Here is a 14,155-nt window from a genome sequence, read left to right on the forward strand (position 1 = left end):
GGACGTCACGGCGGGCGATCCACGTCGCGACATCGCCCACGGATCCGGACCGCGCGTAGCCGCGCATCGATCGTTCCCATGCGACCGCATCGAAGCGGAAGGCATCCTCGCCGGTCACGTCGCGGCTGAGCGCGAACGCCGCGAACGCCGCTTCCAGCCAGGCGGAGCCTTGCCCCACCTCGTCGAAATCCACCACCCCGCGCAGCCGCGCGCCGTGGAAGAGCAGGTTTCCCGCATGGAAGTCGCCATGCAGCCACTGGATCCGCCGCGATGCCCATGGCGATGTCGACGCCCGGGCCAGGCAGTCGCCTGCGTGCGTCAGCACAGCGTCGTACTCGCGTTCCCGCACCAGACCGTGCATGCAGGTCGGCATGCCGCGTGAGTACACGCGTCGGTAACGGGTGAGCAGCCAGGCCACCGGATCGCCGGTGTCCGTGTCGGCACGGGCCAGCGCGGCATGCAGCACCGCCAGGCCATGCATGGCATCCGCGGAGGCGCCCGGCACGCCGACGGGCACGCCGGTGGTGCCTTCGATGCGTTCGAAGACGTGCAGCCACTGACCGGCCGCCGTCGTGACATGGCCGGCGCCATGCAGCGTGGGGATGATCGTGGGAACGGCGATCGTGTGCAGGCCCTCGGTGGCCAGCGCGAGCATCCTCGCTTCCCGATCCACCTGGGCCGACGTTTTCCCCGCCCACGACAGGCGCGCAACGCAGGACGGGGCGTCGCCGTGCACGAGAAACGACCTGTTAATATGACCGCCAGTGAGCGGGACCAGGCGCACCTCGCCCCATCCCCAGGCGCGTTGCAGCATCCGGCTCAACGCGCCCTCCGTCACGCCGTCCATGGAAGCCCCTTGCCATGTCCGAACGCATCGCCACGCGCATGCGCGATCTCACCCTCGCCTGGCTGACCCGCGCGGGCGAAACCGATCACGTGTTCCAGACCCGGTGGCTGGGCGAGCGGTTCTTCCATCTTCCGGGCGACATGCTGGCCATCCAGGAACTGGTCTGGCGCATCAGGCCACGCTGCATCGTGCAGACCGGCGTCGCGGCCGGTGGCGGTGCGGTGTTCACCGCCTCGATGCTGGAGCTGGTGGGCGAGGACGGCATCGTCGTGGCGATCGAGCCGCGGTTGCGCCCCGAGGTGCGCGAGCGTCTCGCGGCGCATCGCCTGGCCGCGCGAATACATCTGGTGGAAGGTCATCCGCTCGATGAAGCGACGGTGGCGGCGGTCAGGACGCTGGTCGGCGAGCGGTCCCCGGTCATGCTCGTGCTGGACCTCACGCATACCCACGAGCACGTGCTGGGCGAGCTGCGCACCTATGCGCCCTGGGTCACGCCGGGCAGTTATGTCGTGGTGATGGATACGATCATGGAGCACCTGCCGCCGGAGACTTTCGCCGGCAAGCCGTACGGCAGGGGTAACAACCCGGCCACGGCCACGCGGGCGTTCCTGGCCGAAGATCCGCGCTTCGCGGTGGATCACGAGATCGAGGACCGGGTGATCATGACCCTGTCGCCCGACGGTTTTCTTCGGCGAGCCGACTGACCAGGCGCGCCGCTTCGTCGGCGCCGGACCGGCGATAGCCGTGTGCGACCCGTGCGGCGTTCGCCTGTAGCCCGGGCGAGCCGAGCATCGCCTCGATGGTCGTTGCCGTCTGCTCGACCGATGCATGACGCAGGTCGAGATGCCGTCCCACCCCCGCCTGTTCGATGAAGTGCACCTGGTGGAACTGGTCGTTGCACAGCGGCGAGACGATCATCGGCACGCCGAAGGACAACGCTTCCATCACCGAATTGGCGCCCCCGTGGGTGATGAAAAGGGAGGCACGTTCCAGCATTGCCAGCTGGGGCGCGTAGCGCACGGCCCGCACGTTGCCGGGCAACGGTGGCAAGGCATCCGTGTCGATCAGGTCGCCCACGGAAAGCAGCAGTTGCAGCGGCCGGTCGCGCACGGCGTCGATCACCGTCGCGAACATCGCGGGCTGGTAGTAGATCTGGCTACCCAGCGACATGTAGATCAGCGGCAGTGCGGCATCGAGGCTATCGCCGTCGAACGCGGGCTCGTCGCCGCGTGCGCCCGGCGAAAGCGACGGGCCCACCAGCGTGACACCCGCCGGGGCATCGCCGACGAAGTGCTCCGTAGTGAACGCCAGCGTCAGCCACGGCGAGAGGACGTCGCAGCCGCGGAACCGGGGCGCCATGCCGTGGGCGGCGAACAACGCCGCGCGCCGTGGAGCCAGCGACGCCACGGTACGCAGCAGTTCGGAATCCAGTGACGCCGGAAGCACGGGGTTGAGCGAGTTGGACATCGCGACCCATGGCAGGCCTGCCGCTCCGGCGGCGATCGCGGCGGCGTAGAGCAACGGATCGATGACGACGACATCCGGGCGCCATGCCTGGATGCTGTCGCGGATGCGCGCCACCTCGGCCTCCACGTCGTCGAGCAACAACGAGGTGACCCACGTCCTCAGCCAGGCCGGATCGCGTACCTGCCGGGCGAAGCCGGCGCCACGTCGCCAATCGGCCGGGCGGGGCGATTCGGTGGGTCCGAAACAGGTGAAGCCGCCCGCACGCGCCAGCTGTGGACGGATGTCGCCCGGTGCGTGGAACGCCACGGCGTGGCCGCCGTGTTTCAGCGCCAGCGCCGGCGCGATGCAGGGATTGACGTGGCCGCGCTCGGGCACCACGCAGAAGAGGATGCGGCTCATGCAAGGTCCACGTCGTGCAGGGTCGCCCAGTGCGACAGCGAGGCGGCGCGGAACATCACGGCGCGCTCGTGTTCGTCGAGCGGCCGGGCATCCGCGCAGCGGCGCAACAGGCGCGGCACGTCCATGACGGCGGCGACCGGCTCGCCGTGGGTGGCCAGCGTGTCGCGCGCGTGGCGCCGGATCGCTTCGCCCGTGCCCTGGTCTTTCGGCAGCGCGGACTTGCGCCGGCAACGAATGGCCTCGGGCACCAGGCCGCGCGCCGCCTCGCGCAGCAGCGCCTTTTCCGCGCCATCGCGCAGCGCGTCCTCGGGCGAGATCGATGCGGCGACGTCCAGCAGGTCCGTGTCGCCGAACGGGACGCGGGCCTCCAGGCCATGGGCCATGCCATGGATGTCACCGTTGTGCAGCAGCCGCTGCAGCCAGCGGTGCCGGACCAGCCATTGCGTGGCGCGCCGGCCATCCGCCGATGTCGACCACGCATGGCCGGCGTCGACGGCCAGTTGCCGATACAGCCCGGCGAAGTGGACCAGCGGTGCGTCCAGCAAGCCCGGGCGCAGGTAGGGATCGCCGGTGAGCCGCTGCAACACGTGCAGCGGATCGGCAACCGCGTGCGGATCGAGCAGGAAGTGGTAGCCGAAGTGCGTTTCGTCGGCCGCATCCCCGACCATCACCGCCTTCACCCTGAGGCTGGCGGCGCGGGCCAGGTGGTGCTGTGCCACCTCCTGCTCCCACGCGGGCAGGGCGTCGTTCTGGGCGGCCACGTCACGCACGCTGTCGGCGAAGGTGGCGCGCAGCGGCACGACGTCCGTGCGTGGCAGGCCCAGTTGCGTCGACGCCAGTTCCGCGTAGGGCTGGTCGTCCGAATCGACGATCAGCGAGGCCGCATAGTCATACGCCGCATGTCCCTCGAAGGCGAGGGTGAAGCTGGGCGGTGTCGCACCCGCCCGCCTGGCCAACGCACCGATGAGCGTGGAATCCAGCCCACCGCTGAGGAACAGGCCCACCGGCGCATCGGCGATGAGGGTGCGCCGCACGGCCTGGTCGAGGTGGTGGCGCAGCGTGTGCGCGGTGTCGGTCCACGAGGCCGCCGCGCGCGATGCATCGCCTTCGACGAACCAGGGCCGGGTGCGTACGCCGTCCTCCGTCACGTGCAACACGTGGCCCGGTGCCAGGTAGGCCATGCCGTCGAACATCGGTCGCGCCACGCCGCTGAAGAACGGCGCCACCAGGTATTCGGTCACCGCTTCCCGATGGGCTCGCGGACGGGTGCGCATGGCGGAAAGGAGGGCCTTGGCTTCCGAGGCGAAGACGAACTCGTCGTGGTCCTGCATGAAGACGAACGGCTTGATGCCGAGGCGATCGCGCGCGGCAAAGGCGCGTCGCCGCCGCGTGTCCCAGACCAGGAAGGCGAACATGCCGTTGAAGCGCGACACGCACGCTTCGCCCCAGGTGGCGTAGGCAGCCAGCACCACTTCGCTGTCGCTGGACGAGCGGAACGACCAGTGCGCCGCCAGTTCGCGGCGCAGGGCGTCATGGTTGTAGACCTCGCCGTTGTAGACGAGCACGTAGCGGTCGTCCGGGCTCGCCATGGGCTGGGCGCCGTGTGGCGCATCCAGCAGGGCGAGTCGGGTATGACCGAGCACCGCATGCTCGTCGTGCCAGAGGCCTTCGCCATCCGGACCGCGGTGACGCTGGCGGTCGCGCACGGCCAGCACGCGCGCGATCTGCCCCCGCGCGCCGCCGTCGAAACGGATCAGCCCCGCCAGGCCGCACATCAGGCGGTAACGCCCAGGTCGCGTAGCAGCAGGAGCAGCGTGGCCCACTGCACCCGTTCCGCATCCGTCGCCAGTGTCGGTACCGGCAGGCCGAGCACGGCGGCCAGCGCGAGGATGGGCGCCGGTGGCAGCAGGTGCCCGAGATCCATCGGCGGCGCCAGTCGCGCGCGCTTCGGGGCGTCGGTCAGCGCGCGCGCCACACCGTGCTGCCGGGCAAGACGGCGGATGCAGCGCTTGTCCGGATCGGCAGGCGACGAACACAGGTGTGCGACCACCGGCGCGGCGAGGAACGGTGGGGACAGTGCCACGCCGGCGGCCTCGAACAGGGTCCGGCACAACGGCAGATAGTCGGCGGAGCGATCGCGTCGCAGCACCTGGTCCACGCCATCGCCCGTGATGGCCCGCACGATGCCGTCGCGCGCCATGGCCTGGGCCAGTAGCAGCTTCGCCACGGGATGCAGGTTGTACAGCGGTTCGTCCAGATGACGCATGGCCTCGGGCAGGGCGCCGACGAACGCCTGGGCATCGGCCTCGACCACGATCACTTCGACGCCCAGGCGGCGCGCCGTCTCGCAGGCCGCCGCGCGCTCGTCGTAGCCGGGGAGGCCGGTGGCGAGGACGTAGACCGGCAGGTGACGGATGCCGTGGGTATGCAGCAGGCCCAGGATCAGGGCGGAATCCAGCCCGCCACTGAGCGCGACGGCCGTGGCGCGCCCATCGGCCAACGCGTCGCGCAGGGCGTCGAGCAGCAGCGTTTCCAGGTCGCCTGCGATGCGGCGCAGTGGTCGCTCTATCACCGCCAGCCCCTCGCTGGCCTCGACGAGGGCGTGACCGGGAGGCACGGCCCGGACGTCGGCAAGGATCGTGCGATCGGCATACCGTGCGCCGGTGAGATAACCGGCGATCGCCTGGCTGTCCAGCGGCCCCGTTGTCAGCTGCGGATGGCGCAGCAGCTCGCGGATGCCGCCGCCGAACGTCGCGCTGCGGGGATGGTAGACGACCTGCCTGATCCCGAAAGGATCGCGCTCGCGAAGGATCATGCGAAGCGGGCCTTTGCGGCGTCGAGTTCGGCCCGCCCCATCATGCGGTGCGGCTCCATGACGGCGCTGCCGCCGTGGCAGTGGAAGCAGGCCCGCAGGGGCGCCTCGCGCGACAGGTAGGCGTGGATCTCGTCGGCCAGCGAGGGGCCGTCGTGCAGCGGCAGGCCATCCTGCGTGAAGTCGTCGCGCCCGCGGTGGAGGGTGTGGAAATGCGCGGGACGTGTGCAGGTGTAGAAGATGCCGTCGCGCAGCAGGTGGCATCGCTCCCGCAGCCAGCAGTCGTGGTAGATCGCCTGCGTCTGCGCGACATCCGTGGAGGCGGGGTCGCGTGTCATCCGGACGAACTGCGCCTGCGGCTTCCAGTTCAGGCGCACATCGAAACGCGTGGCCATGGCCTCGACGTGCCGTATGCGATCTTCGGAAAGGCGGGGCCGTGGGTACAGCGAGATGGTCAGCGCGTCCACGCCGGCCCAGAACGCGTCCGGCATCCTGTCCAGCAGCAACCCGTTGGTGGTGACCGAGATCGTCGGCGCGATACCGGTGCCGCGCACCGCTTGCAGGATATCGACCAGTGCGGGATGCAGGGTCGGCTCGCCGCCCACCAGCTTGAACACACGGGGTTGCAGCACGCGCGAGGCGCGGCGCAGGTCGGCGCAGAGCGTCTCCGGATCGGCCGTCCATGCCGGCAGCAGGGGCGACAGCGAACAGCACTCCACGCAGGTCAGGTTGCAGTGGTCGACGATGTGCGCCTCGAGCGACCGTGTGCGAATGCGTCCGTCCACGATGGGGTAATGCCGTTCCATGGGAGGCGGAAACACGTGTTGCCGTTCGCTGGACATCAGTGCGATCCCTCGATGGTGTCGACGAAGAACGCGCCGAGGCGTTCGCGCTCGCGTGCCAGCATCGTCACCATCTCCATCGCACCCAGCAGCCGCTGGTCGAAGCCCGGCAGGCCGTCCAGCCAGCCCTGCAACACCCAGTGCTTGGTGGCGTGCATCAGGCAGGCCACGTCCACCGCCCAGCGCATGTGCCCGGCGCGCAGCGGGCGACGTTCCCGATAGGCATGAACGAAGGTGCGCGCCAGCGCGGGAGCCCGCAGCGGAAGATGGTTGAGGCAGCGAACTACCTCGAATTCGCGCGGTGCGCCGATGGAAGCTTCCCAGTCGATGACGAGCGGCGGCAGCGTGTCGCCGAACAGGTAATTGAACTGGTTGTAATCGTTGTGTATGGGCCGCTGGGCGTCGTCGGTGGGGAAGCCTTCGATGGCCCCGGGATAACACGCCGCCAGCATCTCGCGGCACAGGGCCAGATAGCGCGCGACCCAGGCGGCGTCGATCCGGGGATGGGCCGGAAGCGGCCGCCCCGCGATGTCCAGTCGTGCGCGTTCCGCCGCGGGATCGATACGAGCCAGTCGCGCGGAGAGCGTCTGCGGCGCATCCGCCGGCATCGCGTCCAGGCGTGCGTGCAGGGCGCCCAGTCCGCGGCCCAGCGCGGCCCACTCGTGCGCGGCGTAGGTGTCGTAAGCGCGGTAGCTGCCCGTCTCCCATCGCGTGACCAGCACGCAGCCACCGCCCGGGTGCCCGGCCCATGCCGCACCGTCACGGGTGGGCACGAGGGTCTGGACACGGATGTCCGGGCTCGCCGGGCCTTCGCCGAGAAAGGCCACGACACAGGCTTCCCATTCGCCGCGTGCCCGATCGGCCGCCGCGAACGTCTTGACCGCGACCTCGCCGATGTCGCTCCGCCAGCGTGCCACGCGCGTGGTGACCGGTTGGCCATCGCCCAGCAGGCGCAGGTCGTAGGCAGCGGGAAGGACGGGCACCGACGTCACTCAGATCGCCTCGCCCGGACCGTAGCGGTAGGGGTGGCCGGTGAGGAAGCGGTTGTGGCCGACATAGCGCAGGTTGTACATGGCGGGACGGAACAGGAGGCGCGGTTCGTTGTTCGCGATGCCCAGCAGCGGATAGAGGGCGCGATCGACGAAGAACGCGTTGTTGCCCATGTCGTCGCAACACACCAGCTCGTAACCCAGCGTGGTGCCCAGGGCCACCAGCGATGCCAGGCTGGCCCCGTAATGGGTCGATCCGTCCCAGTGGTGTTCGGGGTCGTAGGCCATGACCCAGCGCTCCGGCGGCGGGTAATACGGGTTGCACTCGATGACCACCAGGCGTGCGCGATGGCGCTGCATGCCTCGCCATACCCAGTAATCGTTGCCGTCGATGTCCAGGGACAGCAGGTCGAAGACGGGCGGCACGCCGGCGGCGTCCAGCAGGGCGTCCACGGTATCGGGCTGGACGCGCTCGCCGACCAGTCGCACGTTGCCGGCGTTGCCGTAGGTTTCCTTCAGGCGCCCGAAGCGGTAGGCCGAGCCTTCCACGAGGGTGCCCAGCCAGCCCTGCTCGCGCAGCAGCAGGGCCGTGTTGCTGTTGCGCAGGCCGTCGCTCGCGCCGATATCGACGCAGTAACGACTGACCGGCGCGACACGGTCCAGGATGCGCGTGAGGATGGCTTCCTCGGTGCCCTGCGCGTAGAGGCTGGGAGCCAGACGCGACAGGTCGAGTGGTGGAATCCCTGCGGACATGGCCTGCCGACGGCTGCGTGACGTGGCCGGCATGATATCGAAGATCACGGGGTGGCGTGTACGATCGTGTGATCGACGAACAGGTGACGACATGTCCAAACCCATGAAGATCGACTTCGTATCGGATATCGCATGCCCCTGGTGCGCCATCGGCCTGGGTGGGCTGGAGCGCGCACTGGAGCGCCTGGCCGGCGAGGTCGACGCGCGGATCACCTTTCATCCCTTCGAACTCAACCCGCAGATGCCGCCCGGCGGGGAAAACACGCTGGAACACATCGTCGCCAAGTACGGCATGTCGGTGGACGAGGTTCGGATGAACCGCGAACGCATCACGGCGCGCGCCGCCGATGTCGGATTCGCCATGAAAACCTCCGACGACAGCCGCATCTACAACACCTTCGATGCGCATCGCCTGCTTGCCTGGGCCGCGGAGCAGGGCAGGCAGCACGCGTTGAAGCGTCGGCTGCTCGCGGTGAACTTCACCGACCAGGCCGATCCGGGCAATCGCGACGTACTGGTCGCGGCAGCGGCCGAGGTGGGCCTGGATGCCGCCGCGGCGCGGGAAGTGCTCGACACGGGGCGCTATGCCGAGGACGTGCGTCGCGACGAAGCGTTGTGGCAAAGCCGTGGCATCACCGGTGTGCCGGCCGTGGTGGTGAACGACCGGTACCTCATCTCCGGCGGACAGCCACCGGAGGAGTTCGAGCGACAGCTGCGCAAGATCGCGCAGGAGTCGCCCTGACTAACCGATCGCGTCAGCCGGCAACAGCTGCCATCGGCGAAGCTGGTCGATGGTTCGCGCCACACTGTCTTCCGCCCGGATGGCCTGCCCGAGCATCGTGGCCGCCGTTTGCATGGTGGGCTGTTGCGTCGTGCGGAGGGCATGCGCAAGGTCGTCGCCGGTGAACCGGCGCCGGTCGAGCGGGGGCGGCGCCACGCCCAGGCCGTGCAATCGCCTGGCCCAGAACGGCTGGTCGCCGAAGAAGGGAATCACCACCGACGGGATGCCCGCGCGCGCGGCCGCCGCCGACGTGCCCGCCCCGCCGTGGTGAACCGCCGCGGACATCAGCGGTAGCAATCGGTCGTGTGGCGCATGGTCCAGTACGAAGACCCGTTCGCGGTCGATGTCCTCCGGTGGTAACAGGCCGCCCCAGCCGGTCACGAGGACGGCGCGTTGCCCACTCTTGCGCAGGCCGTCCAGCAGCGTGTCGGTGAATTCGCGGGATCGCGCACCGACCATGCTGCCGAAACCGATATAGACCGGACGCGGCCCCGCATCGAGGAACGCCTGCAATGCGGACTGCGGTGCCCAGGACGGATCGTCATGAAACCAGTAGCCGACCACCTGGCTGCGCTCTTCCCAGTCGTCCGGACGGGGCAGCACCTGCTCGCTGAAGCCGTAGAGCACCTTGTCGTGCCCATCCACGCCGTCCCGCGGCGGCCCACGCCAGGGAAAGCGGGGCAGGCCGAGTGCCGGGCGCACCACGCCGTTCACCGCGGGGCACATGACCCGCCACACCAGCAGTCGCAGCAGGCGGTAAAGGACCAGGTTGACGCCGCCGGGCAGGGATAACCCGTTTCCCCCCAACGTCAGCGGAGGCAGCCGCCGCGAGGGTGCAAGGGGTTGCAACTGCACCGCCACGAACGGCAGGTCGTGCGCCTCGGCCAGGGATCGGGCGAGCAGGGTGGCACTGCCCGAGCCGATCAGCAGCGTGGCCGAGCGACACGCCTCCCGGCCCTGCGCGATCCAGTCACGGGCCCACTGGGCGTAGCGGGCGCGAAAGATCCTGGCCACCGTGACAAGCCGATCGGGACGCGCGGACAGGGTGGGGTCGCTCGCCAGTGTCGCCTTGAAGTCGCCGGTGAGCGGCGCGAACGCCAGCCCGGCCGCGAGGATCATCGGCGCAAACGATTCGCTGGTCACGATGCGCACGGCGTGGCCCGCGCGCTGCAGGCCGACACCGAGCCCCACGTACGGCTGGATGTCGCCCCGCGTTCCCAGGGTGAACAGAACGATCACCGGACCGCCTCCTCAGGTGGTGGCGACGACGCGCGCCGGGGAAAAGCGCGCTTCGCCCAGCCGGTGGCGCAGTTGCCGTGCGATCTCCATGGCGGGGGCGGGCTCCAGCATCGCCTGGTGATGGCAGTCGACGTCATGGACATGGAAGCTGCCGCCGACCCACGGCTGCCAGGCGTCCGGATGCTGGTGGAACACCTCGGACGACGCGATCGCGGTCTTGCGCGTCGCATGGAAGAAGATGACGTCGGTATCCACGCGGGCCGGTCGATAGCGGCGGGCCATGGCCAGGTGCTGGCGGGTGAGGGCGATGACACGCGCGATGAGGCCAGGATCCCGCTGGCTCAGGGCTCGCACCACCGGCAGGTTGAAGACGTCGTAGGAGTCGCATAGCAGCGTGGCCAGCGCATCCATCGACACCGGTGCATCCTCGCCCGCGAACTCGTGCAGACCGAGGAAATGCAGCACGGCGCGTACCTCGTCGGCGTCGTCCACGGGCAGGTCGGAAGCCGCGAAAGGATAGGCATCCAGCATCGCCAGGAACTCGACGGACTCGCCTTCCGCCTGCAGGCGCGCCGTCATGGCATGCCCGATCAGTCCGCCCATGGACCAGCCCAGCAGCCGATACGGACCCTGCGGCTGGACCTGCCGGATCTGCGCGACGTAATCGTCGGCCACGTCCTCGATCGTGTCGTGCGTGGCGGCAGCGAGCAGTGCGCGGGACTGCAGACCGAACACCGGCTGGTGGGCATCCAGGTGGCGTAGCAGCCCACCGTAGCTCCAGCTGATTCCCACGGCGGGATGGATGCAGAACAGGGGCCGGACGTCACCGCCGGCACGCAACCGGAGCAGGGGCGCCAGCGGGCTGGCGTCGTGATGTTCGGCGCGCTCCAGGACACGGGCGAGCCCGGCGATCGTGGATGCGTCGAAGAGACTGGCCAGCGACAGTTCGGATCCCAACTGGGACGAGCATCGCGCGACCATCTCCGCCGCGGCGAGCGAGTCGCCGCCCAGGGCGAAGAAGTTGTCGTGGATACCGATCCGCTCCACGCCCAGGATGTCTCGCCACAGGCCGGCCAACTGCTCTTCCGTGGGGGTGCGCGGCGCCTCGTAGGTGGCCTGTCGCAGCAGCGTCGGCGCCGGCAGTGCCGCGCGGTCGAGTTTGCCGCTGGCCGTCAACGGCATGCTGTCCAGGCGGAGGATATAGGCGGGCAGGACCGGTTCGGGCAGGTGGCGCGCCAGTCCCATGCGTAACCGGGCCTCGTCGAAGGGGCGATCCGCGGACGGCACGACATACGCCACCAGCACGGTCTTGCCCGACTCGTCCGGACGCGCGACCACCGCGGCCATATGCACGCCGGGCAGGGCCAGCAGGCGGTGCTCGATCTCGCCCGGCTCGATCCGGTAGCCGTTGATCTTGACCTGCTGGTCGACACGACCGACGAATTCGAGCTGGCCGTCGTCACGCCAGCGCACCAGGTCGCCGGTGCGATACATCGGTCGTTCCGTTGCCGCGAAGGGATCGGCGACGAACCGCTCTGCGGTGAGCGGGGCGCGGCGCAGGTAACCCGCCGCTACGCCGGCACCGGCGATGTACAGCTCGCCGGTGGCACCGGGTACCACCGGCTGGCGCTGGCGGTCGAGGACATACACCTGCGTGTTGCTGATGGGACGCCCGATCGGCGGCGGCGAGATATCGCCGGCATCCAGGTCGGCCACCGTGGACCAGATCGTGGTTTCCGTGGGGCCGTAGAGCTGGGTGACCCTGCGCGCGCGCTGCAAGAGTCGGGCGGCAAGGTCCTCGGTCAGGGCCTCGCCGCCGACCAGTGCGTGCACGGTGTCGAGCCGCAACGCCGCGTGGGCCAGCAGGATCCGCCACAACGACGGGGTGGCCTGCACCACGGTGACGCCTTCCTCGTCGATCAGCCGTGCCACGGCGGCCGGCTGCCGGAGCGTGGCCGTATCGGCCACTACCACCTGCGCACCCACTACCAGCGGCAGGTAGAACTCCAGTCCGGCGATATCGAAGGTCACCCCCGTGAGGGCGACGAAGCGCTCACGCTGTTCCGGCGCCAGCGCATGGACCATCGCCTGCAGGAAATGCGACAGGTTCGCGTGGGTCACCTGCACGCCCTTCGGCTTGCCGGTCGAGCCGGAGGTGTAAAGCACGTAGGCGATGCCGCCGGCCTGGCACCGGTCGGGATGCCGCGACACCGGCAGGGGTTCGTCCTCGACATGGACGAGCAGCATGCCGCCATGCGGCAGCCGCTCGCCGATGTCCCGCGTGGTCACCAGGGCCAGCGGCTTCGCATCGTTGAGCATGTCGTTCACGCGCTCGACCGGTCCCTCCGGATCGAGCAACAGGTAAGTCGCTCCCGCACGCATGACGGCCAGCAGCACCACCAGCAGGCGTTCGTCCCGTGGTAGCGCCAGTGCCACGATGTCGCCGGGTTCGATGCCGTCGTCGATGAGCTGTTGGGCATAGGCGGCGCTGCGGTCGTGCCACTGGCGATAGGTCAGTTGTCTTCGTTCCGAGCGTATGGCCACGGCATCCGGCGTGCGCGCCGCCCACGCCGCCAGCAGCTGCGGCAGCGGACGCGCATCGACAGGGCAGGTCGTCGCATTCCAGTCGTGCATCAGTCGCCGACGCTCGGTGGGCTCGAGCAGGTCGATCGCGGCGAGCGGCTGCGAAGGTGTCTCCAGCACCGCATCGATCATCCGGACCAGTCGATGCCGGTGCTCGTCCAGTTCGGCCATGTCGTACAACGCGGGACTGGCATCGAAATCGAAACGAAGGTCGGCGCCGTTGCCACGGTCATAAACGAACACGGTCAGATCCTCCGCGGACCCGTTCGATGCGTTGTGCGCCTTGGCCGATCCACCAGCGAAATCCAGCGCGTAATCGAAGGGCTCGATATTGATGCCCAGCCGGGCCAGGTGCTGGCCCTGGCCGACCAGCCCCAGGTCGCGCCGCACGTCCTCATAGCGGTACTGCTGGTGCCGCAACGCGCTGCGCACCGTGGTGGCCACCTGGGCGAAGAGCTGGCCCGCCGTCATCTCGGGCGACAGTGCGAGGCGGATGGTGACCGCATTGGCCACCATGCCGGGCGTGCGCCGCCACACATCGCCCATCCGGCTGGACACGGGCATGCCGAACACCAGGTCTTCGGCGCCGGTCAGTCGGTAGTAATAGGCGGCGACCAGGGCGATCAACACCTGCGGCAGGCTGGTCGCGTGCTGCTGTCCCAGTTGGCGCAGTCGATCCACCGTGGCGCTCGACAGATGGCCCACACTCCGGAGCAGGCCGGCCGCACTGCCTTGCGGTCGCCTGCGGGCGAGGGTCACGGCATCGGGCAGTCCTGCCAGTTGCGCCGTCCAGTAATCGCGGTCGCGTCCGAAACGGGACGACGACCGATACGCGGCCTCCGCATCGACGAGTTCCGCCAGCGCACCGAAGTCGCAGGGGCCCGGGGCCTCCTGCCGTACGAACGCCGTGTAGAGTTCGGCCACGCGCTGCGCTACCTTGCCGCCGCTGTAGCCGTCGTACACGGCATGGTGCGCACGCTGGTACCAGTAGAAGCGATCGTCGTCGAGCAGGAAAAGCGCGCTCACCCACAACGGATCGCGTGCCAGGTCGACGGGCTGGCTCAGCTCGTCGAGCATCCACGCCTCGGCCGCCGTGCGCGGGTCGGTCACGCCGCGAAGATCGATGCACGGAAACGTACCGTTATAGACATCGCGAACGAACTGGAATGGACGTCCGTTGTCTTCGTCGATACCCACGCGCAGCGTCTGTGCTTCGTCGGTCACCTGGAGCAGAGCTCGCCTGAAATGCTCCAGGTGCAGCGTGCCCTCGATCTCCACGAACTCCGCGATATTCATGGTGGTGCCGGGTGCGCCGACCTTGTGTCCCACCCACAGTCCCCGTTGTGCCGTGGTCAGCGGCAGCTTGCCTTGTCGTTCGGTATGCATGGTGTTCCCCGCGTTAACGACAGGCAGGACGATATCCGCCGATCTTGTTTGGCCGTC

General features: G+C 69.2%; 10 protein-coding genes and 1 pseudogene. 2 read left to right on the top strand and 9 right to left on the bottom strand.

Annotated features, from left to right (window positions below; all coding sequences use genetic code 11):
- Window positions 1–169: 169 nt before the first annotated feature.
- A pseudogene (locus tag AB8808_RS10700) lies at window positions 170–847 on the bottom strand (phosphotransferase enzyme family protein); the annotation flags it as partial.
- A 14-nt stretch (window positions 848–861) separates the two neighbouring features.
- Here AB8808_RS10700 and AB8808_RS10705 point away from each other — a divergent pair.
- Window positions 862–1,551 carry a cephalosporin hydroxylase family protein gene (locus AB8808_RS10705; protein WP_369929202.1) on the top strand — a complete coding sequence of 230 codons (690 nt, stop codon included), beginning with the start codon at window positions 862–864 and terminating at the stop codon, window positions 1,549–1,551.
- On the opposite strand, the gene AB8808_RS10710 is transcribed toward AB8808_RS10705, so the two are convergent.
- Genes AB8808_RS10710 through AB8808_RS10735 form a run of 6 tightly spaced genes read right to left on the bottom strand, consistent with a single transcriptional unit; the run spans window position 1,508 to window position 8,157 of the window.
- Window positions 1,508–2,713, bottom strand: coding sequence for a glycosyltransferase (locus AB8808_RS10710; RefSeq protein ID WP_369929203.1), 1,206 nt, complete (start codon window positions 2,711–2,713; stop codon window positions 1,508–1,510). The two genes, AB8808_RS10705 and AB8808_RS10710, sit on opposite strands and share 44 nt — an antisense overlap.
- Window positions 2,710–4,536: an asparagine synthase (glutamine-hydrolyzing) gene (gene asnB, locus AB8808_RS10715; protein ID WP_369929204.1), complete on the bottom strand. Its 1,827-nt coding sequence runs from the start codon at window positions 4,534–4,536 to the stop codon at window positions 2,710–2,712. Before asnB ends, AB8808_RS10710 begins: the two co-directional genes overlap by 4 nt.
- Complete coding sequence (locus tag AB8808_RS10720) at window positions 4,488–5,528, bottom strand: asparagine synthase-related protein (protein ID WP_369929206.1); 1,041 nt, start codon at window positions 5,526–5,528, stop codon at window positions 4,488–4,490. The genes asnB and AB8808_RS10720 overlap by 49 nt, the downstream gene beginning before the upstream one ends.
- Complete coding sequence (locus tag AB8808_RS10725; RefSeq protein ID WP_369929208.1) at window positions 5,525–6,367, bottom strand: radical SAM protein; 843 nt, start codon at window positions 6,365–6,367, stop codon at window positions 5,525–5,527. Before AB8808_RS10725 ends, AB8808_RS10720 begins: the two co-directional genes overlap by 4 nt.
- Complete coding sequence (locus tag AB8808_RS10730; protein WP_369929210.1) at window positions 6,367–7,359, bottom strand: phosphotransferase enzyme family protein; 993 nt, start codon at window positions 7,357–7,359, stop codon at window positions 6,367–6,369. Before AB8808_RS10730 ends, AB8808_RS10725 begins: the two co-directional genes overlap by 1 nt.
- Window positions 7,360–8,157, bottom strand: a complete 798-nt coding sequence (locus AB8808_RS10735) for a class I SAM-dependent methyltransferase (RefSeq protein ID WP_369929211.1) — start codon at window positions 8,155–8,157, stop codon at window positions 7,360–7,362.
- A 43-nt stretch (window positions 8,158–8,200) separates the two neighbouring features.
- Here AB8808_RS10735 and AB8808_RS10740 point away from each other — a divergent pair, with 43 nt between their 5' ends.
- Window positions 8,201–8,851, top strand: coding sequence for a DsbA family oxidoreductase (locus AB8808_RS10740; RefSeq protein WP_369929212.1), 651 nt, complete (start codon window positions 8,201–8,203; stop codon window positions 8,849–8,851).
- Here the strand turns inward: AB8808_RS10740 and AB8808_RS10745 are convergent, their stop codons facing one another.
- On the bottom strand, window positions 8,852–10,129 hold the full coding sequence (locus AB8808_RS10745; RefSeq protein ID WP_369929214.1) for a glycosyltransferase: 1,278 nt from the start codon (window positions 10,127–10,129) through the stop codon (window positions 8,852–8,854).
- 12 nt (window positions 10,130–10,141) lie between these two features.
- Window positions 10,142–14,098 (bottom strand): non-ribosomal peptide synthetase, encoded by a 3,957-nt coding sequence (locus AB8808_RS10750; protein WP_369929216.1) that lies wholly within the window; start codon window positions 14,096–14,098, stop codon window positions 10,142–10,144.
- Window positions 14,099–14,155: the final 57 nt, after the last annotated feature.

Origin of the sequence: Xanthomonas sp. NCPPB 2632 (assembly GCF_041228075.2) — a bacterium.
Lineage (GTDB): Bacteria > Pseudomonadota > Gammaproteobacteria > Xanthomonadales > Rhodanobacteraceae > Luteibacter.